The organism is Hydrogenophaga sp. GW823-FHT04C09 (assembly GCF_058796355.1).
In genome coordinates this window covers 435,742-462,446 of sequence record NZ_JBXAIO010000005.1, presented here as the reverse complement: position 1 = coordinate 462,446, position 26,705 = coordinate 435,742, and the positions used below count along the sequence as shown (strand labels likewise).

The 26,705-nt window shown below is 67.6% G+C and carries 30 protein-coding genes and 1 pseudogene; 6 read left to right on the top strand and 25 right to left on the bottom strand.

Features of this window, described 5'->3' with window-relative positions:
• The 10 genes and pseudogenes from AC1Q9M_RS16990 to AC1Q9M_RS16945 all read right to left on the bottom strand — a co-directional run.
• Positions 1 to 74, bottom strand: a pseudogene (locus AC1Q9M_RS16990) (GTP-binding protein); the annotation flags it as partial.
• Between the two features lie 150 nt (positions 75 to 224).
• Positions 225 to 2,327: an elongation factor G gene (gene fusA, locus AC1Q9M_RS16985; RefSeq protein WP_291116159.1), complete on the bottom strand. Its 2,103-nt coding sequence runs from the start codon at positions 2,325 to 2,327 to the stop codon at positions 225 to 227.
• Positions 2,328 to 2,418: 91 nt separating this feature from the next.
• A complete protein-coding gene (gene rpsG / locus AC1Q9M_RS16980) occupies positions 2,419 to 2,889 on the bottom strand; it encodes a 30S ribosomal protein S7 (RefSeq protein WP_137918320.1) in 471 nt (156 codons plus the stop codon).
• A gap of 157 nt (positions 2,890 to 3,046) precedes the next feature.
• On the bottom strand, positions 3,047 to 3,424 hold the full coding sequence (gene rpsL / locus AC1Q9M_RS16975) for a 30S ribosomal protein S12 (protein WP_068169701.1): 378 nt from the start codon (positions 3,422 to 3,424) through the stop codon (positions 3,047 to 3,049).
• Positions 3,425 to 3,557: 133 nt separating this feature from the next.
• Complete coding sequence (locus AC1Q9M_RS16970; RefSeq protein WP_444688143.1) at positions 3,558 to 4,685, bottom strand: D-alanyl-D-alanine carboxypeptidase family protein; 1,128 nt, start codon at positions 4,683 to 4,685, stop codon at positions 3,558 to 3,560.
• A gap of 94 nt (positions 4,686 to 4,779) precedes the next feature.
• Entirely contained in the window at positions 4,780 to 5,403 is a 624-nt protein-coding gene (locus AC1Q9M_RS16965; RefSeq protein ID WP_382322839.1) for an alpha/beta hydrolase, read from the bottom strand.
• A 6-nt stretch (positions 5,404 to 5,409) separates the two neighbouring features.
• Positions 5,410 to 5,748: a (2Fe-2S) ferredoxin domain-containing protein gene (locus tag AC1Q9M_RS16960; protein ID WP_382163155.1), complete on the bottom strand. Its 339-nt coding sequence runs from the start codon at positions 5,746 to 5,748 to the stop codon at positions 5,410 to 5,412.
• A complete protein-coding gene (locus AC1Q9M_RS16955) occupies positions 5,745 to 6,866 on the bottom strand; it encodes a VanZ family protein (RefSeq protein ID WP_382322838.1) in 1,122 nt (373 codons plus the stop codon). Before AC1Q9M_RS16955 ends, AC1Q9M_RS16960 begins: the two co-directional genes overlap by 4 nt.
• Positions 6,867 to 6,870: 4 nt before the next feature.
• Positions 6,871 to 7,299: a CopD family protein gene (locus AC1Q9M_RS16950; protein WP_382325839.1), complete on the bottom strand. Its 429-nt coding sequence runs from the start codon at positions 7,297 to 7,299 to the stop codon at positions 6,871 to 6,873.
• Positions 7,300 to 7,566: 267 nt separating this feature from the next.
• A complete protein-coding gene (locus tag AC1Q9M_RS16945) occupies positions 7,567 to 8,691 on the bottom strand; it encodes a hypothetical protein (protein WP_492434732.1) in 1,125 nt (374 codons plus the stop codon).
• A gap of 246 nt (positions 8,692 to 8,937) precedes the next feature.
• Here AC1Q9M_RS16945 and hemB point away from each other — a divergent pair, with 246 nt between their 5' ends.
• Positions 8,938 to 9,939 carry a porphobilinogen synthase gene (hemB, locus tag AC1Q9M_RS16940; RefSeq protein ID WP_492434730.1) on the top strand — a complete coding sequence of 334 codons (1,002 nt, stop codon included), beginning with the start codon at positions 8,938 to 8,940 and terminating at the stop codon, positions 9,937 to 9,939.
• 20 nt (positions 9,940 to 9,959) lie between these two features.
• A complete protein-coding gene (locus AC1Q9M_RS16935) occupies positions 9,960 to 11,069 on the top strand; it encodes a magnesium transporter CorA family protein (RefSeq protein WP_382322835.1) in 1,110 nt (369 codons plus the stop codon).
• Positions 11,070 to 11,073: 4 nt separating this feature from the next.
• Here AC1Q9M_RS16935 and AC1Q9M_RS16930 read toward each other — a convergent pair whose 3' ends face one another.
• The 4 genes from AC1Q9M_RS16930 to AC1Q9M_RS16915 are packed head-to-tail and all read right to left on the bottom strand — an operon-like array spanning position 11,074 to position 13,953.
• The gene (locus AC1Q9M_RS16930) at positions 11,074 to 11,724 is read right to left on the bottom strand and encodes a glutathione S-transferase family protein (protein ID WP_382322834.1); all 651 of its coding nucleotides are present in this window, start codon (positions 11,722 to 11,724) and stop codon (positions 11,074 to 11,076) included.
• Positions 11,725 to 11,729: 5 nt separating this feature from the next.
• Entirely contained in the window at positions 11,730 to 12,635 is a 906-nt protein-coding gene (locus AC1Q9M_RS16925; protein ID WP_382322833.1) for an amidohydrolase family protein, read from the bottom strand.
• Between the two features lie 4 nt (positions 12,636 to 12,639).
• Complete coding sequence (locus AC1Q9M_RS16920) at positions 12,640 to 13,323, bottom strand: dienelactone hydrolase family protein (RefSeq protein ID WP_492434729.1); 684 nt, start codon at positions 13,321 to 13,323, stop codon at positions 12,640 to 12,642.
• Positions 13,324 to 13,353: 30 nt separating this feature from the next.
• The gene (locus AC1Q9M_RS16915; RefSeq protein ID WP_492434727.1) at positions 13,354 to 13,953 is read right to left on the bottom strand and encodes a 2-hydroxychromene-2-carboxylate isomerase; all 600 of its coding nucleotides are present in this window, start codon (positions 13,951 to 13,953) and stop codon (positions 13,354 to 13,356) included.
• A gap of 96 nt (positions 13,954 to 14,049) precedes the next feature.
• Here AC1Q9M_RS16915 and AC1Q9M_RS16910 point away from each other — a divergent pair, with 96 nt between their 5' ends.
• The 3 genes from AC1Q9M_RS16910 to AC1Q9M_RS16900 are packed head-to-tail and all read left to right on the top strand — an operon-like array spanning position 14,050 to position 15,942.
• Positions 14,050 to 14,799, top strand: a complete 750-nt coding sequence (locus AC1Q9M_RS16910) for an SDR family oxidoreductase (protein ID WP_492434749.1) — start codon at positions 14,050 to 14,052, stop codon at positions 14,797 to 14,799.
• A 1-nt stretch (position 14,800) separates the two neighbouring features.
• Complete coding sequence (locus AC1Q9M_RS16905; protein ID WP_444687974.1) at positions 14,801 to 15,292, top strand: MaoC family dehydratase; 492 nt, start codon at positions 14,801 to 14,803, stop codon at positions 15,290 to 15,292.
• 29 nt (positions 15,293 to 15,321) lie between these two features.
• A complete protein-coding gene (locus AC1Q9M_RS16900) occupies positions 15,322 to 15,942 on the top strand; it encodes a MarC family protein (protein ID WP_382163174.1) in 621 nt (206 codons plus the stop codon).
• Here AC1Q9M_RS16900 and AC1Q9M_RS16895 read toward each other — a convergent pair.
• From AC1Q9M_RS16895 to hpaR, 10 genes are all read right to left on the bottom strand, one after another.
• Positions 15,931 to 16,938 (bottom strand): 2-dehydropantoate 2-reductase, encoded by a 1,008-nt coding sequence (locus AC1Q9M_RS16895; RefSeq protein WP_492434724.1) that lies wholly within the window; start codon positions 16,936 to 16,938, stop codon positions 15,931 to 15,933. The genes AC1Q9M_RS16900 and AC1Q9M_RS16895 overlap by 12 nt on opposite strands.
• Before the next feature lie 4 nt (positions 16,939 to 16,942).
• Positions 16,943 to 17,737, bottom strand: coding sequence for a class II aldolase/adducin family protein (locus AC1Q9M_RS16890; RefSeq protein WP_492434722.1), 795 nt, complete (start codon positions 17,735 to 17,737; stop codon positions 16,943 to 16,945).
• A gap of 12 nt (positions 17,738 to 17,749) precedes the next feature.
• A complete protein-coding gene (locus AC1Q9M_RS16885; protein WP_492434720.1) occupies positions 17,750 to 18,568 on the bottom strand; it encodes an aldolase/citrate lyase family protein in 819 nt (272 codons plus the stop codon).
• Positions 18,569 to 18,585: 17 nt separating this feature from the next.
• Positions 18,586 to 19,413 carry a 2-oxo-hept-4-ene-1,7-dioate hydratase gene (gene hpaH, locus AC1Q9M_RS16880; protein WP_492434718.1) on the bottom strand — a complete coding sequence of 276 codons (828 nt, stop codon included), beginning with the start codon at positions 19,411 to 19,413 and terminating at the stop codon, positions 18,586 to 18,588.
• 4 nt (positions 19,414 to 19,417) lie between these two features.
• A complete protein-coding gene (locus AC1Q9M_RS16875; RefSeq protein WP_382163184.1) occupies positions 19,418 to 19,864 on the bottom strand; it encodes a 5-carboxymethyl-2-hydroxymuconate isomerase in 447 nt (148 codons plus the stop codon).
• Positions 19,865 to 19,875: 11 nt separating this feature from the next.
• Positions 19,876 to 20,799 carry a 3,4-dihydroxyphenylacetate 2,3-dioxygenase gene (gene hpaD, locus AC1Q9M_RS16870; protein ID WP_382322824.1) on the bottom strand — a complete coding sequence of 308 codons (924 nt, stop codon included), beginning with the start codon at positions 20,797 to 20,799 and terminating at the stop codon, positions 19,876 to 19,878.
• A gap of 312 nt (positions 20,800 to 21,111) precedes the next feature.
• Complete coding sequence (gene hpaE, locus AC1Q9M_RS16865; RefSeq protein WP_492434715.1) at positions 21,112 to 22,587, bottom strand: 5-carboxymethyl-2-hydroxymuconate semialdehyde dehydrogenase; 1,476 nt, start codon at positions 22,585 to 22,587, stop codon at positions 21,112 to 21,114.
• An 8-nt stretch (positions 22,588 to 22,595) separates the two neighbouring features.
• Positions 22,596 to 23,369, bottom strand: a complete 774-nt coding sequence (locus AC1Q9M_RS16860) for a fumarylacetoacetate hydrolase family protein (RefSeq protein WP_492434713.1) — start codon at positions 23,367 to 23,369, stop codon at positions 22,596 to 22,598.
• Positions 23,366 to 24,016 carry a fumarylacetoacetate hydrolase family protein gene (locus AC1Q9M_RS16855; protein WP_492434711.1) on the bottom strand — a complete coding sequence of 217 codons (651 nt, stop codon included), beginning with the start codon at positions 24,014 to 24,016 and terminating at the stop codon, positions 23,366 to 23,368. Before AC1Q9M_RS16855 ends, AC1Q9M_RS16860 begins: the two co-directional genes overlap by 4 nt.
• Positions 24,013 to 24,504, bottom strand: a complete 492-nt coding sequence (hpaR, locus tag AC1Q9M_RS16850; protein ID WP_382322820.1) for a homoprotocatechuate degradation operon regulator HpaR — start codon at positions 24,502 to 24,504, stop codon at positions 24,013 to 24,015. The genes AC1Q9M_RS16855 and hpaR overlap by 4 nt, the downstream gene beginning before the upstream one ends.
• A gap of 78 nt (positions 24,505 to 24,582) precedes the next feature.
• Here hpaR and AC1Q9M_RS16845 point away from each other — a divergent pair, with 78 nt between their 5' ends.
• The gene (locus AC1Q9M_RS16845; RefSeq protein ID WP_492434709.1) at positions 24,583 to 25,644 is read left to right on the top strand and encodes an NAD(P)H-dependent flavin oxidoreductase; all 1,062 of its coding nucleotides are present in this window, start codon (positions 24,583 to 24,585) and stop codon (positions 25,642 to 25,644) included.
• On the opposite strand, the gene AC1Q9M_RS16840 is transcribed toward AC1Q9M_RS16845, so the two are convergent.
• Positions 25,619 to 26,698, bottom strand: a complete 1,080-nt coding sequence (locus AC1Q9M_RS16840) for a hypothetical protein (protein WP_492434707.1) — start codon at positions 26,696 to 26,698, stop codon at positions 25,619 to 25,621. The two genes, AC1Q9M_RS16845 and AC1Q9M_RS16840, sit on opposite strands and share 26 nt — an antisense overlap.
• Positions 26,699 to 26,705 lie beyond the last annotated feature (7 nt).

Below are 26,705 nucleotides of genomic sequence, written 5' to 3'. Positions count from 1 at the left end.
TTGCCATGGTCCACGTGACCAATCGTGCCCACGTTCACGTGCGGCTTGGTCCGCTCAAATTTCTCTTTTGCCATTTTCAATTCCTAAAGAACAAACCCGTGTCACGGTTTAAGGTCTGCACCACACTGCTGGATCGCCCCGCACGGGAACAGGGCGGCGCATGGTCGCAGACCGGCTGATCAATTGGGGACAGCGCGCCCGAAAGCGCCCCACCCCCAAGGTATTTACTTCGCGCGTGCAGCCACGATGGCTTCGGACACGTTGCGCGGCGCTTCGGAGTAATGCTTGAACTCCATCGTGTACGTGGCACGGCCTTGCGACATCGAGCGCAGCGTGGTCGAGTAGCCGAACATTTCGGACAGGGGCACTTCGGCCTTGATGGCCTTGCCGCCGCCCACCATGTCTTCCATGCCCTGCACCATGCCGCGACGGCTGGACAGATCGCCCATCACGTTGCCGGCGTAGTCTTCAGGCGTTTCCACTTCCACGGCCATCATGGGTTCCAGGATGACCGGGCTGGCCTTCTTGCAACCTTCCTTGAAGCCGAAGATGGCGGCCATCTTGAACGCCATTTCGGACGAGTCCACGTCGTGGTACGAACCGAAGTGCAGCGTGACCTTGACGTCCACGACGGGGAAGCCCGCCAGCACACCGGCGTTGAGCGCCTCGATCACGCCCTTTTCCACCGCCGGGATGTACTCGCGCGGCACCACGCCGCCCTTGATGGCGTCCACGAATTCGAAGCCCTTGCCGGCTTCGTTGGGTTCGATCTTGAACACCACGTGGCCGTACTGACCCTTACCGCCCGACTGGCGCACGAACTTGCCTTCGGCTTCGTCCACGCTCTTGCGGATGGTTTCGCGGTAAGCCACCTGGGGCTTGCCGACGTTGGCTTCCACGCCGAACTCGCGCTTCATGCGGTCGACAATGATTTCCAGGTGCAACTCGCCCATGCCAGAGATGATGGTCTGGCCGGACTCTTCGTCGGTCTTGACGCGGAACGAAGGATCTTCGGAAGCCAGGCGTTGCAGCGCAATGCCCATCTTTTCCTGGTCGGCCTTGGTCTTGGGTTCCACGGCCTGCGCAATCACGGGCTCGGGGAAGACCATGCGCTCGAGCATGATGATGGCGTCCGGATCGCACAGGGTCTCACCCGTCGTCACGTCCTTGAGGCCCACGCAGGCAGCGATGTCGCCGGCGCGGATTTCTTCCACTTCCAGGCGGTTGTTCGCGTGCATCTGCACGATACGACCGATGCGCTCCTTCTTGCCCTTGACCGGGTTGTAGACCGAGTCGCCCTTCTTGAGCACGCCGGAGTACACGCGCACGAACGTGAGCTGGCCCACGTACGGGTCGGTCATCAGCTTGAACGCCAGGGCGGACAGCTTCTCGTCGTCGGACGCCTTGCGCGAGGTGGGCTCCTCGTTGTCATCGGTGCCGCCCACGGGAGGAATGTCCACTGGCGAGGGCAGGAAGTCGATCACGGCGTCGAGCATGCGCTGCACGCCCTTGTTCTTGAACGCGGTGCCGCACAGCATCGGCTGGATTTCGGTGGCCAGCGTGCGCGCACGGATGCCTTGCTTGATCTCGGCTTCCGTCAGGTTGCCTTCCTCAAGGTACTTGTTCATCAGCTCTTCGCTGGATTCGGCGGCGGCCTCGATCATTTTCTCGCGCCATTCTTCGGCTTGCGCCTGCAGTTCGGCCGGGATGTCCTGGAACTCGAACTTCATGCCTTGGGACGCCTCGTCCCAGATGATCGCCTTCATCTTGATGAGGTCGACCACGCCCTTGAAGTTGTCTTCGGCACCGATCGGGATCACGATCGGCACCGGGTTGGCCTTCAGGCGCAGACGCATCTGGTCATAGACCTTGAAGAAGTTGGCGCCGGTGCGGTCCATCTTGTTGACGAACGCGAGGCGGGGCACCTTGTACTTGTTGGCCTGACGCCAGACGGTTTCCGACTGCGGCTGCACGCCGCCCACGGCGCAGTACACCATGCAGGCGCCGTCCAGCACGCGCATGGAACGCTCCACCTCGATGGTGAAGTCCACGTGGCCGGGGGTGTCGATGATGTTGAAGCGGTGCTCGGGGTAGGACAGGTCCATGCCCTTCCAGAAGCAGGTGGTGGCAGCCGAGGTGATCGTGATGCCACGCTCCTGCTCCTGCTCCATCCAGTCCATGGTGGCGGCGCCATCATGAACTTCGCCGATCTTGTGGTTCACACCGGTGTAGAACAGGATGCGTTCGGTGGTGGTGGTCTTGCCGGCATCGATGTGCGCGGAAATACCGATGTTGCGATAACGCTCAAGGGGCGTGGTGCGGGACATGGAAATACTCCGAAAAGGGGACGAGCCCGCTCCCCTGATTCAGGGAATGCGGGCTCTCGGTTCTGGATGCTCTACTGGACGGCAGCCCGGATCAGAAGCGGAAGTGGCTGAAGGCCTTGTTGGCTTCGGCCATGCGGTGCACTTCATCACGCCGCTTCATGGCGCCGCCACGGCCTTCGGTGGCCTCGATCAGCTCGTTGGCCAGGCGCAGGGCCATGGACTTCTCGCTGCGCTTGCGGGCAGCCTCTTTGATCCAGCGCATGGACAGGGCCAGACGACGCACGGGCCGGACTTCGACCGGCACCTGGTAGTTGGCACCGCCCACGCGGCGGGACTTCACTTCCACCATGGGCTTGACGTTGTTGATGGCGACCGAGAAGATTTCGACCGGATCTTTGCCGCTCTTCTTCTCGATCTGCTCCAGCGCACCGTAAATGATGCGCTCGGCGACTGCCTTCTTGCCGCCTTCCATGATCACGTTCATGAACTTGGAGAGCTCGACATTGCCGAACTTGGGATCCGGCAGGATTTCACGTTTAGGGACTTCGCGACGACGTGGCATTTTTTCACCTCATATTGCTTCAGTTGGCACCTTTTCAGGGGCCGCGAGAGTCATGCAAAAACTCTCACTTACTCGACCCGCACGGACCATTCCGTGTTGTGGGCCACTGCGCTTGAACCACCTGCCAGGCGGAACAAACACCGGAAATTTCGAACGATCAGGCCTTCTTGGGGCGCTTGGCACCGTACTTGGAGCGCGACTGCTTGCGGTCTTTCACGCCTTGCAGATCGAGCGAGCCGCGCACGATGTGGTAACGCACACCGGGCAAGTCCTTGACACGACCGCCACGGACCAGCACGACGCTGTGTTCCTGGAGGTTGTGGCCTTCACCGCCGATGTAGGAGATCACCTCAAAACCGTTGGTCAGGCGCACCTTGGCAACCTTGCGCAGAGCGGAGTTGGGCTTCTTGGGGGTCGTGGTGTACACACGGGTGCACACACCGCGACGCTGCGGAGAGTTTTCCATGGCCGGGCTCTTGGATTTGGTCTTTTCGACCTCCCGGCCGTGGCGCACGAGTTGATTGATGGTTGGCATTAAAACGTCCCTAAACGTTTGAAAAAAGCGAAAACGAAAACTCCTCGGAAGATTCCGAAAAGCCCTCTACTGTAGCACGTGGCCGATTTTCTGACAACGCGAGCCCTTCAGAAGGGCCGTGGAGCTCGAAGCGTCACTGGATCCAGAGGCGGATCGCGTCCCACGCGCGGCCGAAGATGCCGCTTTCCTCGACCGTCTCGAGCACGGTCAACGGGATTTCAGCCACCGTGGCGCCGCTGGCGGTGGTCACGCGCAGCGTGCCGACGGACTGCCCTTTCATCAGGGGCGCCACCAGCGGATCGGGGCGGACCACCTCGGACTTGAGCTTGGCGCCCTCGCCCGCGGGCACCGACACAACCACGCCTTCGGCCCGGCCCAGGCGGACCTGATCGGCCTTGCCCTTCCAGATGCGGGGCGTCGCCACCGGCTGACCAACGGGGATCAGGCGCACGGCGTCGAACGCGGTGTAGCCCCAGTTGAGCAGTTTCTGGCTTTCGGCGGCGCGGGCGTTTTCGCTGGATGCACCCAGCAGCACGCTGATCAGGCGCCGCTGCCCTTGGGCACCCTCACCCAGGCCTGGCACCTGCCGGCGCGCGGTGGCGACCAGGCAATAGCCGGCCGCGTTGGTGTGCCCGGTTTTTAGGCCGTCCACGCTCGGGTCGCGGAACAGCAGCAGGTTGCGGTTGGTGTCGTTGGCGGCGGGCGTGCCCGGGTAGCGGTAGCGCTGGATGGCGTAGTACGGCACGTACTGGGGGAAGTCGGCCATCAGGCGCGTGGCCAGCGTGGCCAAGTCGCGCGCGGTGGTGGTATGACCGGCTTCGGTGAGGCCTTCCACGTTGCGGTAGGTGGTGGACGCCATGCCCAGGGCCTTGGCCTGTTCGTTCATGAGCTGCACGAAGCGTTCGACCGACCCGGCCACGCCCTCGGCGAGCGCCACCGTCGCGTCGTTGCCCGACTGCACGATCATGCCCTTGATCAGATCCTCCACCGGCACCTGCATCTTGGGGTCGATGAACATGCGCGATCCGGGCATCTTCCAGGCGCGCTCGCTCACGCCAAAGGTCTGGGTGAGGCTGATCTTGCCGGCCTTGAGCGCGTCAAACACCAGGTAGGCAGTCATGAGCTTGGTCAGCGACGCGGGCTCGACCGCCTGGTCCGGGTCCTTGGAGGCGAGCACTTGGCCGGAGGTCGCGTCCAGCAGCAGGTAGGCGCGCGCGGCCACCTCGGGCGGGGCGGGCATCTGCGCCAGCGCGGGCACCATCACACCGAGGGACAGGCACAACAGAAAACGGGAAAAGAGACGACGCAACAAAATCCGGTCCTTCAAAGGGGAAAACAAGAGAACCCGCGAGCGGTCAGGCCCGCAGGTGACGCAGCACCAGATCCCGCAACAACGGGAGCTGGCCGTGGAAGAAATGGCCGCCACCGGGCACCACCAGCACCGGCAGCGATTGGGGGCGGGCCCAGTCCATGACGGACGACAAGGGCACCGTGTCGTCCTGCTCGCCATGAACGACCAGCGTGCGGGCATGAAGTTCCGCCGCCACCGGCGCCACCTCGAAACGGCTGGCCGCGGTCCCGATCAGCACCAGGTGCTGAATGTCCCGCGAGTCGTGCAGCCGGGCGGCGGCATGGCTGGTCACGAAAGAGCCGAACGAAAAGCCGGCCAGGCACAGCGGGCCGCTTGGCGCCTGCGCCTCGATCACCGCCATCAGATCGTCGAGCTCGCCGCGCCCTTCGTCGTAGACACCCTCGCTCTGGCCGACTCCGCGAAAGTTGAAGCGCACCGCGGTCCAGCCGGCTTGCACGCAGGCCCGCGCCAGCGTCTGGACCACCTTGTTGGTCAGCGTGCCACCGTGCAAGGGATGGGGGTGGGCAATCACGGCGGTGCCTCGCGCCGCTTCCGTGGGGCGGTCGATCGCCAGCTCCAGCTGGCCCGCGGGGCCAACGATCGACAGAAACTCGGTTTGTGCGTTCATCGCGCCTCAGCGCCCCACGTCCGGTGGCGTCAGCAGGCGTTGCACCACCACACCGTCGCGCAGGTGCGATTGCACGATTTCATCGATGTCGTGCTCATCCACGTAGCTGTACCAGACCGCCTCCGGGTACACGACGGCGATCGGGCCGCCGGCACAGCGGTCCAGGCATCCTGCCTTGTTGACGCGCACCTTGCCCGCGCCCGACAGGCCCAGCGCCTTGGCCTGCGACTTGCAGCGATCGAATGCGGCCTGCGCCCGGTGCTGGGCGCACGAGGCTTCGCCGCCTTCTCGCTGATTGAGGCAGAAGAAGATGTGCCGCTCGTAGTAGGACTTGTTTTCGCTCATGGCGGAATTTTAGTGGTCCGCTCCGAGGCCAGCGGTGCACGCGCGACCACGCGCAGGCCGAAGATCAGGGCGGCGAAGGGCCACAGCCAGCCCAGCCACTGCGAAATTCCGTGGAAACGGATGAAGCGCCCCTGCTCCCAGACTTCCAGCGACTGCGCGAAGTAGGGGCTGTCGGGCGCGAGGTTGAGGAGCGTCAGCGACACCGCCAGGGTCAGCAGCATCACCACGTTGCACAACCGGCGCGGGAGCCCCAGCATCGCCAGGCCCAGCAGCACCGCCATGACCAGGCCCATGGTGGCCTGCGGACTGACCCACGCCCAGGCATGGGATGGCCCATAGGTGAGGGCGGCCGACAGGCCCGCCGCGCCCGCCGCGGCCAGAAAGAACATCAGCAGGAAGAAGACCCGGCGCAGCACCGATCGCATTTCGGCAAACCCCATCAGCAAAGGCGACAGCAAGCACAGCGAAATGCAAAAGGCCTCGGCCAGCGGGCTGAGCGGGTCGGGAGCTTCCAGGCGCACGGGCACCCAGGTCAGAAAAGGGGTGTCCTCCAGCAAGAGCACCAGGCCAGCCTCCAGCCGATCCCAGACCTGACCCAGACCAAACGGCACCGACAGCGGGTAGAGCAGCGCAAACGGCCAGAGCGCCAGCAGCACCAGGCTGCCGTGGGCCGAGGGCTCGAACCAGTTGGCGCGAAACTGGCTCCAGTGGCGCAGCACCCCCAGGCGCTCCAAGCCCCAGGCACAGGCGGCGCCGAGGGCCGCGCCAGCGCTGTTGAGCACGAAGTCGACATTGGACGGCACCCGCATCGGCAGGTAATTCTGCAGAGTCTCCACCGCCAGGGACAACAAGGCCGACACCCCGAACGCCAACCACCAGGACCACCGCCCCCAGCCCGATCGCAGCATCGCCAGGCTCAACAAAAAACCCAGGGGGGCATAGCCCAGCAGGTTGGAGGCCACATCAAAACCGGTCCAGTACTGCGGCAGCGGCGCCCACAGGAAGGCCAACGGCGACACGCCCTGCACACGCCATCCCGTGAAGGGGTACAGGCTGGCGTACACCACCACACCAGCAAACAACAGTGCCAGCGGCCAGGCGGAGGAGCGGGTTTTCAAAGCGTCAGAAGGGCTTGACCACCACCAGCACCACCACGGCCACCAGCAGGATCACAGGCACTTCGTTGAACCAGCGGTACCAGACGTGGCTGCGCCGCTGGGTACCTTTCACGAACCGGCGCAACAGCAGGCCGCAGGCATGGTGATAGCCCAGGATGAGGACGACCGCGGCAAGCTTGGCGTGCATCCAGCCGTTGCCCGCCCCCCGGCCAATGCCGTAGCCCAGCCAGAGCCACAGCCCCAGGGCCAGGGCCGGCACCGCCAGAATGGTGGTGAAACGCATCAGCTTGCGCGCCATCAGAAGCAGGCGCTCACGCTCCGCGACGCTCTCGGGAGGCACCATCGCCAGGTTCACGAAGATGCGCGGCAGGTAGAACAAGCCGGCAAACCAGCTGGCCACGAAAACGATGTGGAAGGACTTGACCCAGAGCATCCGGGCAGTGTAGCCCCGGGGCTTCAGGGAACGGGTCGAGGCGGGCAAATCGCCAGAATTGACAGGGCAAAAAAAACCCGGCCTTTCGGGCCGGGTCAGGAAGCCTTTTTGCTGTCACACACTAAGGCACCCGCTCAGGGAGGAAAAGCGGGGAGCCGACCTTTCGGCAAGCTCGACAGAAATATTACACCAAGAAGGGGCGGAAACCAAGAGGACCTGTCAGTTCTGACATTGTTCTGTTCGATTTTTTGTTGTAGGCGGAACAGGTCACATCATTTTGGCGAGTTCAAACATCACCGCCGTGCCCAGGGCTTCGCGGATGTTACCCCGCCCCACCTTGGCCATGGAGAACTCACCAAAGCCCGACATGTCGAACGATCTGTCGTCCGGCGAGATCTCGACGAAGGGGAACTCCAACACTTCGCGCAGCAGTTCGCGGCGGAACTGATCGAAGCCTTCGTCCTTGATCCCGGCATCCACGACGATGAGGTTGGGCATGCGGGAGAGGATCGCCTCGCGCGCCTGCCGGAAGTCGACCACGCTGTCCGAACCGATGCCGATCTCGCGCAAGGCGTCGCGCACATCGGCGCGGATCTGCAACGTGGGCGAGATGGTCAGCACATACACGCCGGACAGCGATTTGAACATCGAGGAATGGTCGTCCGAGAGGTCCACGGCCGAGATGCCGTCCACCGCCTGCACCGTGCGGCTGAACAGGGCGGTGAAGTTCACGCCATCGTCGGTGACCTGGCGGTCGATTTCGATGCCGCCGGCCGCGAGCGCGATCTGGCGCACCAGCAGCCAGCTCAGGCTGTCCGCCGACGCGTGGCTCGACGGGGGTGCGCCGTCGTTGGAGACGCGCAACTGCAACCGGGCGTGCCGCGGCCAGGCATTGGTGTCCATGCGAACGTCCATGCGACTGCCGAACGGCAGCCCCCAGTCAAGCACGGCGTTGACGAAGGTGTGGGCCACGGTCGGGTCCACCAGCACCTCGACCGGCTTGAGCTTGCGCCGCATCTCGATGCCCAGCACGGCAAATTCCTTCTTGCGCTCCTGCAGCACGCCTTCCACGAGGTCGGCCATGCCCACCTTTTCATGCGATTGCCGGATGCGCCCGCCATAGAAGCGGTGGATCTGCTGCGCGCTGACGCCGGACTGCTTGATGCGCTCGGCCGGGATGCTCAGCGCCCGGTGCTCCTGCCGGCTGATGGTGCCCTTGCTCAGCAGGAGATCGATGGTGTTCTGCAGTGCACTCACCCCTTCCGTGACCTGATCGGCCAAGCCGGACAACAGGGTCGGCCAATGCTCGTCCAGCGACCACGACTCGGGCTCACTGGCGCTGGGCTTGGTGTTGGCAAAGCTGTGCGAAGAGGGCTTTTTGGTGGTCAACATGGGCGGACTGGTGGTGCGCAGGGTCTCCCGCGGATCAGTAACAAGATGTGTTGACTGAAGAATAGCGGCTGACACGCCGGATGGTGAGCACTCGGAGACCAGTATTTTCTTCTTACCGTGGAGTTCACCACACCTGCGGCGCATTTTCGGGCGCCCAGCCCCCTGTCAACTTTCCCAGTTCAGCCGGGCAAGCCGCGTCGCGGCGGCCTTCACACGGCGAAAAGGGGCGTTTGCCACAATACGCGCATGCACGCCCCCGCCCCCTACCCCCACAGCCGCCCCCGCCGCCTGCGCCGGGATGCCTTTTCCCGCGACCTGGTGCGTGAGCACCGCCTCAGCCCGGCCGACCTGATCTACCCGGTGTTCGTGCTGGATGGCCAGAACCGGCGCGAAGCCGTGGCCTCGATGCCGGACGTGGAGCGCCTGAGCCTGGACCTGCTGTTGCCAGTGGCCGAGGACTGCGTGGCGCTGGGCATCCCGGCCATGGCGCTGTTCCCGGTGATCGACCAGTCGCTCAAGACGCCGGACGGCCAGGAGGCCCTGAATCCGGACGGGCTGGTGCCGCGCGTGGTGCGTGAGCTGAAGAAGCGTTTCCCGCAGCTCGGTGTGATGACCGACGTGGCGCTGGACCCCTACACCAGCCACGGACAGGACGGCGTGCTCGACGAGCACAACTACATCCTGAACGACCCCACGGTGGAGATCCTGGTGAAGCAGGCCCTGACGCAGGCGCAGGCGGGCGTGGACATGGTCGCCCCCAGCGACATGATGGACGGGCGCATCGGCGCCATCCGCACCGCGCTCGAGGCCAACGGCCTGGTGCACACGCGCATCATGGCCTACAGCGCCAAGTACGCCAGCGCCTTCTACGGCCCTTTCCGCGACGCGGTCGGCTCCGCCACCAACCTGGGCAAGGCCGACAAGAAGGTTTACCAGATGGACCCGGGCAACTCCAACGAAGCCCTGCGCGAGGTGGCGCTGGACCTGGCCGAAGGCGCCGACATGGTGATGGTCAAACCCGGCATGCCCTACCTGGACATCGTGCGCCGGGTCAAGGACGAGTTCGGCGTGCCGACCTTCGCCTACCAGGTCAGCGGCGAGTACGCCATGCTCAAGGCCGCCGCCCTCAACGGCTGGCTGGACCACGACGCGGTGATGATGGAAAGCCTGCTGGCCTTCAAGCGCGCGGGCGCCGACGGCGTGCTCACCTACTTCGCGCGCGACGCGGCGCGCCTGCTGCGCGGCTGACACCAGGCACCCACCCCACCATGCGCATCTTCCACGTCCTGCCCGGCTCGGTGAACGAATCCGGCGCCCTGCCCATGGTGTTGCCGGAGAAAGGCTACATCTGGATCGCCTGCGGGCGGCGCGAGTTCGAGCTGGAACAGGGCGCGGTGCAGTCCACCCTGCAGGTGCTGTGCGGCATGACCCTGGTGGACCTGCACATCGCCGACCTGCTGAACAACCAGCTGCCCTCGCACTACGACTACACCTCGCAGTACGACATCCTGGTGTTCCGCCGGCTGGCCGCCGGCCACAGCGAGACCGACCTCGCCCACCCCGGCGAGGTGCTCACCCAGTCCGTCAAACGCGGCGGCCCGCCCGTGCTGCGGCGCATCGACACCAGCCCGGTGGGCTTCGCGGTGTTCGACCGCGTGCTGCTCACGGTGCACCCCGTCGGCTGCCAGGCGCTGGAACAGTACGCCACGCGGCTGCTCTCGGCCGCCACCGCCGCTTCGCGCGCGGCCGGCGTGCACCTGCCGCCCAGCCCGGCCGACCTGATGCTGCGCATCGTCAACCAGATGGTCGACGGCTACCTCGCGCTGCGCCGCGAGCTCACGCGCCAGCTCGACCACTGGCAGACCGAACTGCTGATGCCCAAGGCCCGCTTCAGCAACTGGGGCTCGCTGCTGGACGCGCGCATCTCGCTGCACCAGCTCGACGAGATCTGCGAGGACCAGCGTTCCGCCATCCAGGACTGGAACGAGAACCTCGCCACCTGGGAGCCGACCGACGCGATCGGCGGGCAACGCGGGCTGGAGCTGCTCAAGGTGCGTTCGCGCGATGTGCTCGAGCACATCGAGCGCGTGGTGCACCACGTGCGCCGGCTGGAGCAGAACGCGGAAACCGCGGTGCAGATGCACTTCTCGGCGCAGAGCAACCGCACCAACGACATCATGCGCACGCTCACCGCACTGACCGCCATCTTCCTGCCGCTGAACCTGATCGCGGGCATCTTCGGCATGAACTTCCAGTTCATCCCGCTGCTGCACCAGCAGACCGGCTTCTGGTGGGCCATCGGCTCCATGGCACTGACCGCCGTGGTGCTCGGCGTGCTGTTCTGGCGCAAGCGCTACCTGGTGCGCACAAGCCGCTGAAGCCTCACACGTAAGGCGGCGCCAGGCCCTCATTGGCCAGCACCCGCTGCACCGATGGCCTTGCCAGCATGCGCTGCAGGTACGGGCCCAGGTGCTGACGGTCCCGCGCCGGCGCGCTGGGGAAGTTGCGCGTCCAGCGGCACAGCGTGAACACGTAGGCATCGAGCAGCGTGAACTGCTCGCCCATGAACCATGGACCGCCACGGCGTTCGATTTCGGCATCCAGCTGGTTGAGCAGCGGCCCCACGCGGGCCTGGGCGTTGCGCTGCACTTCCGCGGCGACCTCGGTGTGCCCGGTATCGGCCCAGCGCTCGGGGTAGAAGTAGACGATGAGCGTGGCCTGCAGCGTGTTGGTCAGCCACATGAGCCACTTGTAGGCATGGGCACGGTCGCGCGTGTCCATGGGTGGCATCAACGCGGCCTTCGGGTGAGTGTCGCTCAGGTGCAGGCAGATCGCGGCCGTTTCATACAGCACCAGATCACCGTCGACCAGCACCGGGATCAGGCCGTTCGGGTTGAGCGCGAGGTAGGCCGGCGTCTTGTGCCCACCGTTCTGTTTGTCGACCAGCACGCGCTCGTAGGGCACGCCGATTTCTTCGAGCAGGATGTGCGGCACCATGGCGGCGCTGCTGGGGGCGAAGTGCAGTTGGATCATGGGATTCAAGGGGTGGGTGGGGGCACGCCAAAGAGCTTCGCGCCATTGTCCCAGGCGATGCGCCGCGCCACGTCGGCCGGCAGCCCGCCCAGCCAGGTGCGGTAGCCCTTCATGAGCTCGTCGTAGTACAACCAGCGCTGGTTGATCCAGGTGTCCGAGCCGATCAGGAAACGGTCCGGGTACTTGAGCAGCAGCGCGCGCCATTCGGGACAGAGCTGGCCGTCGGCGCAGGTCAGGCCGGGGCGGTACGACAGCTCGCCCACCAGGCGCGGGTAACGCGCGAAGAGTTCGTCCACCCGCGCCACCGGCGTGCCACCGATGCCGGTGTGGGCCCAGATCAGGAGCGACCTGCGGCCCTTGGAAGGCGTGTTGGCCATCAGCAAGTCGATCGCCGCATCGTCCACGTGCGCGAGGATGGCAAGGTCCTTCTCTTCGGCCAGGGCCATGAGCTGTTTGGCCACCGGGCCATTGGCGTTGGCGCTGTCGTACAGGTGGAATTCGCCCAGGCCGCGGTAGGGCCCGGCGGGCGTGCCGCGCTGGAGTTCGGCGTTGACCATTTCGACGATGGTGGGGTCGCGGAACCAGTTGTTGTAGTCGGCGCGGTCGCGGTACAGGCGCACGAAGGGCACGACCGCGACACCGGCCTTGCGCGTCTGCTCGCGCGCGCTGGCCAGCGCCTTGGTGCCGTCGTTGGGCCGCGAGTTGGCGACGATGGCGCGCACCCCGTTGCGCTGCATGCGGTCGAGCACATCGGCCATGGGGTGCGGGCAGCCCGGGGCCGGTGTGTCGTGCGTGCAGGCTTCGTTGTTGTAGTGCAGGTGCGCGTCGAACAGCGGGCCGCTGTAGTCGGCGGCCGCCACGCCCGCGCAGGCCCCGATCAGCAGCCCCAGCGATGCCGCGGCGCGCCACACGGTGTCAGCCCAGGTGTTGCGCGAAGAAAGCCAGCGTGCGCTCGCGCGCCAGCTTGGCCGCCGCCTCGTTGTACGAGCCGCGCTGGTCGCAGTTGAAGCCGTGGTTGGCGTCGTACACGTGCACCGTCACGCCGGGCTGGGCCTTCTTGAAGGCCTCCACCGTGTCGAGCGGAACCCAGTGGTCCTGCGCGCCGAAATGCACCATCACCGGTACGGTGGGCCGGCGCTCGAGCTCCGCACCCACCGTCATGCCGCCACCGTAGTACGGCGCGGCGGCGGACAGTCCCTGCAGCGCGCTGGCCGAACGCCAGGTGAGCAGGCCGCCCCAGCAGTAGCCGAGGATGCCGACCTTGCCGGCCTGCGCCGCGTGCTGGATCGCGGCCTGGATGTCGGGCATCACGCCCGGCGCCGGCAGGCCTTCCACGGCGGCCTTGAGCTCCATGCCGGCCTTCATGTCGGCCTCGGTGTAGCCGAGTTCCACACCGGGCTTGGCGCGGTGGAAGGTGTGCGGCGCGACCACGAAGTACCCATCGGCCGCGTAGCCGTCGGCCACCGAGCGGATGTGCGAGTTCAAGCCGAAGATTTCCTGCAGCAGCACCAGGCCGCCCTTGGCCTTGCCGCTGGGCTGGGCCACGTAGGCCGGGCATTTGAAGCCGTCGGCGGAGGTGAGTTCGATCGTCTGACCCATGGTGTTTCTCCTGTTGTCGGGTTGAAAAAGTCAGGCGCGCAGCCGGCGCGCCACGAAGTCGAGGCGGTCCTGGCCCCAGAACAGTTCACCGTCGATGACGTAGCTGGGCGCGCCGAACACGCTGAGGTCGATGGCGGCCTGCGTGTGCCCGTCGTAGCGCGCCTGCACCTCGGGCTGCCGGGATTGCGCCAGCCGCGCGGCATCCAGACCGGTCTCGGCCAGCAGGGCCGCCAGCGTGGCGTCGTCGGCGATGTCGCGCTGCTGTGCCCAGACGGCGGCCAGCACCGCGCCGGTCAGGCGCATCGCGGCCTCGTCGCCGTCGTGCTGGGCCGCGGCGGTGATCAGCCGCGCGGCGGGGTCGCCCGCCACGGGAAAGAAGCGGGGCTCGGGGTGGAGCGGGATGTCCAGCGCCTCGCTGAAGCGGCGCAGCTCGAGCAGGCGGTAGGCCTGGCGCTGCGGCGCGCGCTTCTGCAGGGGCAGCCCGCCGGACAGCGGGAAGATCTTGCCCAGGTCCATGGGCCGCACGCGCACGGCCGTGCCGGTCTCGCGCAGCAAGGCCGCAAAACGCGCGTGGCCCAGGTAGGCCCAGGGGCTTTGCGGGACGAAGTAATAGTCGACTGTGCGACGCATGTCGGTCTCCTGTCGCTGTTGTAATGGCAAGCTCGGTGGCGAGCCCGTGTTGTACGCGATGCCACCACATTCTGCAGGAGACGGGTTATGGCTGAGATGACAGGCCGGGCGCTGCTGGTCACCGGGGGCGGGCGCGGCATCGGCGCGGCCACCGCCCGGCTGGCCGCGCGGCAGGGCTGGGCGGTGGCGGTGAACTACACCGCGAACTCGCTCTCGGCCGACGAGGTGGTGCGCGCGATCCGCGCCGAGGGCGGCACGGCCATGAGCGTGCAGGCCGATGTGGCGGACGAAGAGCAGGTGCTCGCGATGTTCGCGAAGATCGACGCCAAGCTCGGCCGCCTGCACGGCCTGGTGAACAACGCGGGCGTGGTCGACGTGACGGCCCGCGTGGACGAGATGAGCGTGGCGCGCTGGCGCCGCATGTTCGACATCAACGTGATCGGCTCGATGCTGTGCGCGCGCGAGGCGGTGCGCCGCATGAGCACGAAACACGGCGGCGAAGGCGGGTCCATCGTGAACCTCTCCAGCGCGGCCTCGCGCCTGGGCTCGGCCGGCCAGTACGTGGACTACGCGGCGGCCAAGGGCGCGATCGACGCCTTCACCATCGGCCTGGCGCGGGAAGTGGCCAGCGAGGGCGTGCGCGTCAACGCGGTGCGCCCGGGGCTGATCGAGACCGGGATCCACGCCTCGGGCGGCCTGCCCGACCGGGTGCGCGACCTCAAGCACCAGGTGCCCATGCAGCGCGGCGGCCGGGCCGAGGAGGTGGCGCAGGCCATCGTCTGGCTGCTGTCCGACGCCGCGAGCTACACCACCATGACCCTGATGGACGTCTCCGGAGGACGCTGACATGACCACGACACACACGAACACATCGCACATCAAGTACTGGTGGGAAGACCTGCAGGTCGGCGAGACGCGCGACCTGGGCACCATCACGCCGACCGAAGAGGAGACGGTGGCCTTCGCGCGCCAGTTCGACCCCCAACCCTTCCACCTCGACGCCGAGGCCGCCAAAGCCTCGGTGTTCGGCGCGCTCAGCGCCAGCGGCTGGCACACCTGCGCCATGGCGATGCGGCTGATGGTGACCAACTTCCTCAACGAAAGCTCCAGCCTGGGCTCGCCCGGCCTGGAGAGCGTGAAGTGGCTCAAGCCGGTGTTCCCGGGCGACACGCTGCGGTTGCAGCACACGATCCTGGAAAAACGCCCCATGAGCAAGCGCCTGGACGTGGGCTTGGTGCGCACCACCTGGGAGATGTTCAACCAGCACGGCGACAAGGTGCTGTACATGGAGGGCTACGGCATGTTCCGGCGACGCGAGCCTGGCCAGCCGGCCGCCTGATCAGGCGGCCATGCCCCACAATCCTGGGCATGGATTTCAAGCCACTCATCACCCTGCTGGCGATCGTCAACCCGCTGGCGATCGTGCCCTTCTTCATCCACTACACGCAGGGCTTCTCGCGCCAGCAGCGGCAGCGCACGGTGATGATCTCGGCCTTCAGCGCCTTCGCGGTGATCGCCACCTGCGCCGTCATCGGCCTGCAGATCCTGGAGTTCTTCAGCATCTCGCTGGCGAGTTTCCAGGTCGGCGGCGGCATGCTGCTGCTGACCTCGGCACTGTCCATGCTCAACGCGCGGCCGGCGGAAGCCAAGGCCACCGACCAGGAACTGAGCGACACTTCGGCACGCACCTCCATCGCGGTGGTGCCGCTGACCATCCCGCTGCTCACCGGGCCGGCCACCATGTCCACCGTGGTGATCTACGCCGACCAGGCCAAGACCTTCTTCCAGCACGCCGCGCTGGTGGGGTATGGCGTGGTGATCGCCCTGGCCACCGCCATCTGCTTCACCCTGGCCGAGCCGATCGCGCGCTTCCTGGGCCAGACCGGCATCAATGTGATGACGCGTCTGATGGGCCTGATCCTGGCGGCGCTGTCGGTCGAGGTGATGGCGACCGGCCTGGTGAAGCTGTTTCCGGCGCTACTGGGCTGAGGGGTAGAGGTCCAGCGTCTGAGCCTGCAGGCGCGAGAGGCCCAGCAGCGCGTCGGTGAACGGTGTGGGCACGCCGGTGAGCTGGCCGAGTTCGCGCACCACGGTCACCAGGGCGTCGAGCTCCACTGGCTTGTGCGCCTGCACGTCCTGCAGCATCGAGGTCTTGAACGCGCCGAGCTTGAGCGTGACGGCATGGCGGTCTTCGGGCTGCTGGTCGATCGGAATGCCGATGCGCGCACCGATGTCCTTGGCCTCCAGCATCACGCGGCTGATGAAGTCGCGCACCAGTGGGTCGCCGAGGATGCGGTCGGTGGTGGCGCCGGTGAGCGCGCTCACGGGGTTCACCGTCATGTTGCCCCAGAGCTTGTACCAGACGTCTTTCTGGATCTGCGGCGACACCGTTGCGTTGAGCCCGGCGCGCCGCAGCAGCTCGGCCAGGGCCGCCACCCGCTCGCTGGACTCGCCCGAAGGCTCGCCAAGAATGAGGCCGTTGCCGAAATGGTGGCGGATCACGCCGGGCGCGTCCACCGAGCAGCTGGCGTGCACCACGCCGCCGATGACGTGGCGCGCCGGGATGCAACGTTCGATCTCGCCCTCGGGGTCCACCGTTTTCAGGCGCGTGCCGGCGCGCTCGCCGCCAAAGCCGTTGAAGAACCACCAGGGCACGCCGTTCATGGCGGTGAGCACCACGGTGTGGCGGCCGATCAGCGGCGCGATGCCGCGCGCGAGGTCGGGCAGCGAGGGCGCCTTCACGGCCACGATCACGAGGTCCTGCACGCCCAGGGTCACGGCGCTGGCGGCGGCCTGCACCGGCGCGCCCTGCAGCTGGCCGTCCTGGTGCAGCTGCAGGCCATCGCGCTGCAGGGCCGCGAGCGTCTCGCCGCGCGCCAGCGCGCTCACGATGCAACCGGTGTGCGAGAGCCGCACGCCGAGCCAGCCGCCGATGGCGCCCGCGCCGACGATGGCCACGCGCTGAAAGTCAGGGGAAGAGGTCAAGGGCTCACTCCAGGTAGCTGCGGTCCAGGCGGTTCACCTGCCGGACCAGCGCGTCGAACACGTCACGGCCGGCGCCGTGGTGGGGGTTGAACTGCAGCGCGTCGCGCGTGCATTTTTCGGCAACGGCCTCGGGCACCGGCAGGGCCGCCTGCGCACCGCCCATCGAGAACGTGGCCATCTGGATTTCGCAGGCGCGCTGCAGCGTCCAGAGGATGGCGAAGGTCTGCGGCACGGTGGCGCCCCAGGCCAGCAGGCCGTGGTTGCGCAGGATCACGGCCGGGCGGTCGCCAATGCTCTTGAGCAGGCGCGGTGCTTCGTCGGCGTGGATGGTGATGCCTTCGAAGGTGTGGTACGCCACCATGCCGTGCAGCTGCGCGGTGTAGAAGTTGGTCTGCTGCAGGCCGTCCTTCAAGCAGGCGACGGCCACGCCGGCGGTGGTGTGGGTGTGCATCACGCAGTGCGCACCGGGCAGGCCGTCGTGGATGGCGGCATGCACCGTGAAACCGGCCGGGTTGACCGGGTGCGGCGAACCGTCGAGCACGTCGCCCTGCAGGTTGATCTTCACCAGGTTGCGCGCGGTGACCTCGCTGTAGTGCAGGCCGAAGGGGTTGATCAGGAACTGCTTGTCCTCACCGCAGACGCTGGCGGGTAGGCGCAGCGTGATGTGGTTGTAGATCATCTCGGTCCAGCCCAGCATGGCGAAGACGCGGTAGCAGGCGGCGAGCTCGACGCGCGCGGCCCATTCGTCCAGGTGCATGCCGGCGGGCGTGGTAGTGGTGGTGGGCAGGGCGGCGTTCATGGGGGTGGTCTCCTAGTACACACTGCCCTTGGCCCGGGCAGGCACGGCGGGCGCATCGGTCTTGAAGCGCGCGGCCAGGGCGCTGGTCTGGCGCGCGAGGATCTGGGTGTCCAGCCCCACGGCCACGAACACCGCGCCCAGCGCGAGGTAGTGGCGCGCCTGGGCCTCGTCGGTGGTCAGGATGCCGGGCGCCTTGCCGGCGCGCAGGATGCGCGCGATGGCGTCCTCGATCGCGGCCTGCACCTCGGGGTGGCCCGGGTCGCCCACGTGGCCGAGCGAGGCGGAGAGGTCGGCCGGGCCGATGAAGACGCCGTCCACCCCGGGCGTGGCCGCGATGGCGTCGAGCTGCTGCAGGGCCTCGCGTGTCTCCGCCTGCACCAGCAGGCAGACCTGGGCGTTGGCCTCTTTCGCGTAGTTCGGGTAACGGCCCCAGCGCGAGGCCCGGGCGCCGGCCATGCCGCGCACGCCGCCCTGGCCGTCGTTCTGCGGGTAGCGGCAGGCGCGCACCAGCTGGGCCGCCTGCTCGGGCGTGTCCACCATGGGCACCAGCAGGGTCTGCAGGCCGACGTCGAGGTACTGCTTGATGATCGCCGCATCGCCCACGGGCACGCGCGCGATGGCGTGCGAGCCCGGGTAGGCGGCGATGGCCTGGGCCTGCGACAGCAGGTCCTGCAGGTCGTTGGGCGAATGCTCGCCGTCGATCAGCAGCCAGTCGAAGCCGGCACCGGCGCAGATTTCCGCGCTGTAGGGGTTGGCCAGGCCGAGCCAGAAGCCGATTTGCGCGCGGCGCTCGGCGAGCGCCTGTTTGAACGGGTTGACGGGGGTTTGCATGGGGTGGGGAGAGAAATTCAGACGAACTGGAAACGAAGGCTGCCGAGCGGGCCGTAGTCGGCCTCGAACAGGTCGCCCTGGCGGGCCGCGACCGGCCGCGTGAACGAGCCGGCCAGCACGATCTGACCGGGCTGAAGCGATTCGCCCCAGGGCGCGAGCTTGTGCGCGAGCCACGCGATGCCGACCGCCGGGTGGCCCTGCACGCCGGCGGCCAGCCCGGTTTCTTCCACCACGCCGTTCTGCCGAAGGATGGCACCGCACCAGGGCAGGTCGAGGGTGAAGGGGTCGGCGCGGTAACGCAGGTCCCCGTCGCCGATCACGATGCCGGCGTTGGCCGCGTTGTCGCTGATGGTGTCGAACACCTTGCGCATGACCTTGGTGTGGCGGTCGAACTGCTCGATGCGCGCATCGATGATCTCGATGGCGGGCGTCACGTACTCGGTGGCCGCGAGCACGTCTTCCACCGTCACGTCCTTGCCCTGCAGGGGCGACTTGAGCACGAAGGCGAGCTCCACCTCCACGCGCGGCGCGATGAAGCGCGACGTCGGGATCTGCAGCACCTCGCCCGCCGAGGCGGTGAAGCGCATGCTGTCGAGCAGGGTGCCGTAGTCGGGCTCGTCGATCTGGCTGGAGATCTGCATGGCGCGGCTGGTGAGGCCGATCTTGTGGCCGATCACCTGCTTGCCAGCGGCCACCTGCAGGCCCACCCAGGCCCGGCCGACGCGGTAGCCGTCGTCGACCGTCATGCCGGGAAAGCGTTTGGAGAAGTGCTCCAGCGGCACGCGGCTGCGTTCCGAAGCGTCGAGCTCGGCCGCGAGCTGCTGGATGAGGGTGTCGTCGAGCATGGGGTCAGCTCCGGTTGAACAGCGGGTGCAGGGAACTGGTCTTGGCGTCGAACACCTCGTGGCCCTCGTCCACCTGCACGGTGATGCCGATGGCGCGCGTGGCGAGCTGCACGGCGAAATGCGCCTTCACCACGGCCTGCAGCGCCTCGCCCACGCGCTGGTGGGTGACGGCGCTGCGGCCCTGGGCCATGCGCACGTTCATGTAGACGAAGGCGTAGTCGCCCCCCAGGCCGGCGGCGATGCCGGCCGCGCCGCCGTCCGAGATGGCGCTGTGCGCCGCCGGGTAGGCCAGCACGCGCGTGCCACCGGTGGGGAAGACCTGCTTGTCGGCCTCGTCGCGCACCGCGAGCATGGCGTCGCACAGCTCGCGGCAGAGCGCGCCCATGTCGGTGCCGCCTTCGCTGGCGGGCTTGTCGAGGTTGGGGGTGTAGAGGATGACGAGGTGCGGCATGGGTGGCGTTCTCAGAGTCGGGAGACGGCCTGGTATCCCTTGGCCGACGAGGCCTGTGCGGCGGGGATGGCCGCGCCGGTCTGCGGCGTGACGGGGAAGACGGCGTTGATCTGGCCGGTGCCGGAGGCGCCGAAGTACGGGGTGATGACCTCGGCCTGGCCGTCGTAGTCGCTCCAGCCGAGGGCGCCGAGCATCATGGCGGTGTCGTGCATGAAGCCTTCGCCGTGGCCCTTGGCGGCGTACTCGGGCAGCATTTCGCAGAAGGCTTTCCACTCGCCCTGCTCCCACATCTCGACGACGCGGCGGTCGAGCGTTTCGAGGAAGGGGGTCCAGATCTTGAAGGCGAAGTCGGGCGCGAGGCCGTTCTGCGCGAAGCGGTGGCTGAGGGAGCCGCTGGCGAAGAAGGCGACGGTGCCGTCGTAGTGGTCTTCGACGGCCTTGCGCATGGCCCAGCCGAGGCGCGCGCTGTCGTTGAGGTAGTGCGACTGGCACAGCGCCGAGACCGAGACGGCCTTGAAGTGCTGGTCGGCGTTCATGTAGCGCATGGGCACGAGGGTGCCGTATTCGGGGCCGAGGGTGGTGGCGTCGTGGGCCAGGGTTTCGACACCGTGTTGGTTGCACACCTTGGCGAGCAGCTGGCCGAGTTCGGGGTTGCCCGGGATCTCGAACGGCATGTTGCTGATGAAGTGGGGCAGCTCGTTGCTGGTGTAGGTGCCCTGGAAGTGGGGCGCGCAGTTGAGGTGGTAGCTGGCGTTGACGAGCCAGTGGGTGTCGAAGACGACGATGGTGTCGACACCGAGTTCGCGGCAGCGGCGGCTGATTTCCACGTGGCCGTCGATGGCGTCCTGCCTCGTGCCCTTTCTCGGGCCGTCGAGTTCGCTCAGGTACATCGACGGGACGTGGGTGATCTTTGCGACGAGTGCTAGTTTGCCCATGATCGGTCCTCTGGTTTTTTGTAGATGCTCCGTGGGTTTGCCAGTGGGGGTGGCCGCCTCCGCTCATGTCCTCCGGTCTGGGCTGCGCCCAGCCCTCCCCCTTTACTTCGCTGCGGCGGCCACCCCCACTGGCAAACCCACTGCGGACCGCGCGCTCGACGGAGCTTGTGTGCCAGCGCCGTTTCGGATCGGGCGGGCAGGGCGTTCTGCGCAGCGGGGTAAAGGAGGAGACGGCACCAGCCGTCGGGGGACACCCGCGGAGCAGAGCGCCCTGCTCGTTCGATCCCGCCCACCCGTTGGAGCGAAAGCATTTCAGACACCCCAGTGGGGAATGTGATGAGACCCGAGGGACACAGCGACGTTCTTGGGCTCCAGGAACACCTCATAACTCCAGGTACCCCCTTCGCGCCCCGTGCCGCTCGCCTTGGTGCCACCAAACGGCTGGCGCAGATCCCGCACGTTCTGCGAGTTGACGAAACACATGCCCGCCTCCACGGCCGCCGCCACCCGGTGCGCACGCCCCAGGTTCTCCGTCCACACATAGCTCGAAAGACCGTACTGGATGTCGTTCGCCAGCTCGATCGCATGCGCCTCGTCGCGGAACGGAATCAGGCATGCCACCGGGCCGAAGATTTCCTCCTGCGCGATGCGCATGCGGTTGTCCACGTCCGCGAACACCGTCGGCCACACGTAGTTGCCCTTGGCCACGCGCGAGGACAGCTCCGGCGCGTACGACGGCCGGTCCAAGCCGCCGCACAACATCGTGGCGCCCTCCTTCGGGCCCAGCTCGATGTAGCTGCGCACCTTGGCCAGGTGCGCCTGGCTGATCATGGGACCGACGATGGTCTTCTCGTCCAGCGGATCGCCCACCGTGATGCGCTTGGCGCGCTCCACGAACTTCGCCACGAAGTCGGCGTAGATGCTCTGCTGCACCAGGATGCGGCTGCCCGCCGTGCAGCGCTCGCCGTTGTTGCTGAAGATCATGAACACCGCCGCGTCCAGCGCACGGTCCAGGTCCGCGTCGTCGAAGATCACGAATGGGCTCTTGCCGCCCAGCTCCATGCTGAACTTCTTCAAGCCCGCGCTCTGCACGATGCGGTTGCCCGTGGCCGTGGAGCCAGTGAAGGAGATCGCGCGCACGTCCGGGTGCGCGCACAGCGGCTCGCCCGCGTCCTTGCCGTAACCGTGCACCACGTTGAGCACACCCGCCGGAATGCCGGCCTCCAGCGCCAGCTCGCCCAGGCGCGCGGCCGTCATGGGCGACAGCTCGCTCATCTTCAGCACCGCCGTGTTGCCGAACGCCAGGCAGGGCGCGACCTTCCAGGTCGAGGTCATGAAGGGCACGTTCCACGGGCTGATGAGCGCGCACACGCCCACCGGGTGGAACAGCGTGTAGTTCAGGTGCGTGGGCGTGGGGTAGGTGTGGCCATCCACCCGCGTGCACATCTCGGCGAAGTAGTGGAAGTTGTCGGCCGAGCGCGGCACCAGCTGCTTGCCGGTCTGCGCGATCACCTGGCCACAGTCGTTGGTTTCGGTCTGCGCGATCTCGGGCACGTTCGCCGCGATCAGCTCGCCCAGCTTGCGCATGAGCTTCGCGCGCTCGGTGGCCGGCAGGCCAGCCCATTTCGGGAACGCGTCCTTCGCGGCCTGCACGGCGGCGTTGATTTCCGCCGCGCCGCCCGCGCTGACCTCGGCCAGCACGTCCTGCGTGGCGGGGTTGAGGGTCTCGAAGCTCGCGGCGCTGGCCACGGCCTTGCCGTTGATGAGGTGCTGGATCGTCGTCGTCATGCTGCGGTTCAGGGGTGTTGGGTGATGGTGTTGACGAGGTCGCCGATGCCTTCGATGGACGTGACGATCACGTCGCCGGGCCGGCAGTCGACCACGCCGTCGGGCGTGCCGGTGAGGATGAGGTCGCCGGGTTGCAGCGTCATGAAGGCGCTGAAGTACTCGATCAGCGTGGGCACGTCGAAGATCATGTCGCGCGTGCTGCCCTGTTGCGTCACCTCGCCGTTGACGGTGGTGCGCAGCGCGAGGTTCATCGGATCGGGCACGTCGGCCGCGTCCACCAGCCAGGGGCCGATGGGCGTGCAGGTGTCGCGGTTCTTGGCGCGCAGGTTGGGTCGGTACCAGTTTTCCAGCACGTCGCGGATGACGTAGTCGTTCGCCACCGTGTAGCCGCCCACGAAGTCCAGGGCGTCGGCCCTCTTCACCCGCTTGGCGGTGCGCCCGATCACCACCGCGAGCTCGCACTCGTAGTGCATGAAATCCACGCCGGGCGGGCGCCGCGTGAAGCCGCGGTGGCCGGTGAGCGAGGCCTCGCCCTTGACGAAGGCCAGCGGTTCCTCGGGCGCCTTGAAGGCCAGTTCCTTCGCGTGGTCGGCGTAGTTCAGGCCGAGCGCGAGCACGGTGCGCGGGCGCTGCGGCGGCAGGGGCTGCAACGGTGGCAGCCAGACCACGTCGTCAAAGGCCACGCGGCGGCCTTTCAGGGCCGGTGTGAGCAGTTCGAGCTGGCCGTCGGACTCGATGGCGTCGTGGACCGCGCCGGCCCAGGCGATGCGGGCGCTCTTCATGCGGCCACCTCCTGTGTGAAGCTGTGCAAGGTGGGCGCGAAGCCCGGGGCGGTGATCTCCACCGTGTCGCCCGGGTGCACCAGCGGGCGCGTGCCGTCGGCCAGGCAGTCGGAGCCCAGCATCAGCACGTCGCCCGGCCGCAGGGTCATGAACTCGCTCACGTCGGCCAGCAAGGTGGCGGCGTCGCGCAGCAGTTCGGCCAGGACCGTGGTCTGGCGGTGCACGCCGTTGATGTGCAGTTCGATCTGCAGATCGACCAGCCCGGCCAGGCCTCCGAGCTGTGCGATGGGCACGCACTCGGCGCCCACGCCGAGGAAACCGTCGACGCAGCGCGCCTTGACGGGCGGGCGGTAGTAGCTCTCGTGCGCGATGGCCACGTCGTTGAACAGCACCGCGCCGAGCACGCTGCCCTCGCCCATCACCAGGCCGAGCGAGGCCGCCACCTGCACCGCCGCACCGGCGGGCAGCGCGATGGCCTGGCCATGGGGCGTGAAGGTGTTGGCGGTCTTGACGTAGAGCACCGGCGCTTTCGGCGGCGCCTTGTAGGGCGCCTCGTGCATGCGCGGCGCCCACAGCGCGTGTTCGCGCTGGAAGTTGAGCAGGGTGCCGTAGACCGTGCCGGCCGGCATCCAGGGAATCGGGTTCATGCGGCGTCGTCCTCCAGGCCATCGGCCTCTTCGGTGTTCAGGGGTTGTTCGAGCGCGATCACCTCGTCGAGCAGGGCGTAGAGCTGCGCCAGCCGGGCCTTGCCCAGGCGCTGCTCCATCCAGGCGTAGTGCGCCTCGATGGTGCTGGAGAGGCCCTTCACCAGCTTGAGCCCCGCTGGCGTGGCGCGCACCACGGTGCGCCGCGCGTCCTGCGGGCAGCGGCTGCGCGCGATCAGGCCGTCGCGCTCCATGCGGGTGAGCACGCCGGTGAGGCTGGGGCCGAGCAGAAAGGCCTCGCGCGCCACGCGCCCGGTCTCCACCCCGCCAGGCAGCTGCGCGTGTTCGCCCAGCACGCGCAGCACGCGCCACTGCTGGTCGGACAGGCCGTACTGGCGCAGGCTGGGCCGGGTGTGCAGCATCACGGCCTCGCGCGCTTCGAGCAGCAGGCGCGGCAGGTTGCGGTGGATGAAAGGGGTGGTGTCGTCCATTTATTTAATATATTAAATGATTATTCTGGAAACAAATCAAGGGTTTACCCGGAACGGCGGCGCGGTGAGAATGCGCGCATGAACGCACTCACTGCCCTGCTCGGTACGGAATACCCCTTGATCCAGGCGCCGATGGCGGGCGTGCAGGGCGCGGCCCTGGCGGTGGCGGTGAGCAACGCGGGCGCGCTGGGCTCCCTGCCCTGCGCCATGCTTTCGCCCGAGGCGATGGACCGCGAGCTGACGGCACTGGCCTCCGGCACCGAGCGGCCGTTCAATGTCAACTTCTTCTGCCACGCGCCGCCCGAGGCCGAAGAAGCGCGCGAAGCGGCGTGGCGCGCCTGGCTGGGCACCTACTACCGCGAAGCGGGGCTGGACATCGATGCCGTGCCGACCGGGCCGGGCCGCGTGCCATTCAACCGCGCGGCGGCCGACATCCTCGAACGCTTCCGGCCCAAGGTGGTGAGCTTCCATTTCGGCTTGCCCGACCTGGACCTGCTGGACCGCGTGAAGGGCTGGGGCAGCGTGGTGCTGTCCTCAGCCACCACGGTGGAAGAGGCGCGCTGGCTGGAGGCCTTCGGCGTGGACGCCATCATTGCCCAGGGCGTCGAGGCCGGCGGCCACCGGGGCATGTTCCTCACCGACGACCTCACGACGCAGGCCGGCACTTTCGCGCTGCTGCCGCAGATCGTGGCGGCCGTGGGCGTGCCGGTGATCGCGGCCGGCGGCATTGCCGATGCGGCGGGCGTGGCCGCGGCCATGGCGCTGGGCGCCTCGGGCGCGCAGGTGGGCACGGCTTTTCTGTGCTGCCCCGAGGCCACCACCAGCGCGCTGCACCGCGCGGCGCTGCAGAGCGAGGCGGCGCACCACACCGCCCTCACCCACCTGTTCACCGGTCGCCCGGCGCGCGGCATCGTCAACCGCGTGATGCGTGAGCTCGGCCCCATGAACCCGGTCGCGCCGGCCTTCCCGCTGGCCACGGCGGCCATGGCGCCGCTGCGCGCGCATTGGGAGGCCAAGGGCAGCGGCGACTTCTCACCGCTGTGGTCGGGTCAGAACGCGAGTGGCTGCCGGGAGGTGCCTGCGGCGGAGCTCGTGCAGGAACTGATTCAGGGGTTCACGCCAGATCGCGCTGCGCGTTGAGCCAGCGCTTGAGCCGCGCGGGATCCTCCGCCTGCTCGAGGTCGCGCGCCAGCTGAGCCAGGGCGCCCTCCAGCGCGCGCGTCTCATCGATCCGGCTCTGCAACAAGGTGTTGGCGTTGGTTGACACGCCCTCTGGCAGATCGAACTCGTCCGACAGCGCGCTCTGCCGCGCGGCGCGCTCGCGCTCCAATGCCGCCACCTGGGCCTTGAGCAAAAGCGTGAGCGAGGCCAGGCGCTCGTCGGACAGCTGCTGCCCGGCAGCGGGGTCGGCGAGCTCGGCGCGGGCCTGGATCTGCAGCAGCGCGACCAGGTCGCGTTGTTCGTAGGCGGCGTTGGCCTCGCTCATCAAGGCCGTCTTTCGCAACCGCGCCTGCGGGTCGGTCTCGCGGTCGGGGTGCAGGGCACTGGCGAGCTGGCGGAACAGGCGGCGCAACAAGGTGTCGGCATCGTGCTGCCCGGTCTGGCGCGCCGCGGCGCCAGGCTTCTTGCGTTCGCGCCGGGCTTGCGCGGCCCCCCGGCGCTGCTGCTGCGCATCCGCCTGAGAACGCCGCAGGCGCTCCATGCCGGCGTGCAGCAGTTCTTCGGCGCTGAGGTTCTGGCCCTCGTCGTCCAGTGGCTCGCCCAGCACCGCCTCCAGGCGCTGGCGCAGCGCATCGGCCGAGTCCTGTTGGAGTTGCGCCAGGGTGCGTGGGCTGTGGCGGTCGTGCAGTTCACGCATCGCGGCGTCCCCCGCTTCGGCCAGGGGGCGCACCAGGCGGCGCAGCAGCGCGCGCGCGGTGTCGGCCTGCACGCGGCTCAGCAGCTTGCCTTGCAGTTGACCGTCCAGCGCCAGGGCCAGCGCGCGCTGGTCCCGGGCCAGCTGCCGGCGCAGTGGGTCGACCGCCTGGTGGCGTTCCTGGCGGTGCTGCTGCGCGAGCGCATCCATCTCGGCCAGCTGGCGCTTGAGTTTGTCGATGCGGGTGAGTTGCAGGTTGTAGGCGCGCGCGGCGGCCGACAGCGCTTGCGCGCCGGGAGGCAGCACTTGCAGGGCGGCGGCGGGAACAGGTGGGGACATGAGGGTG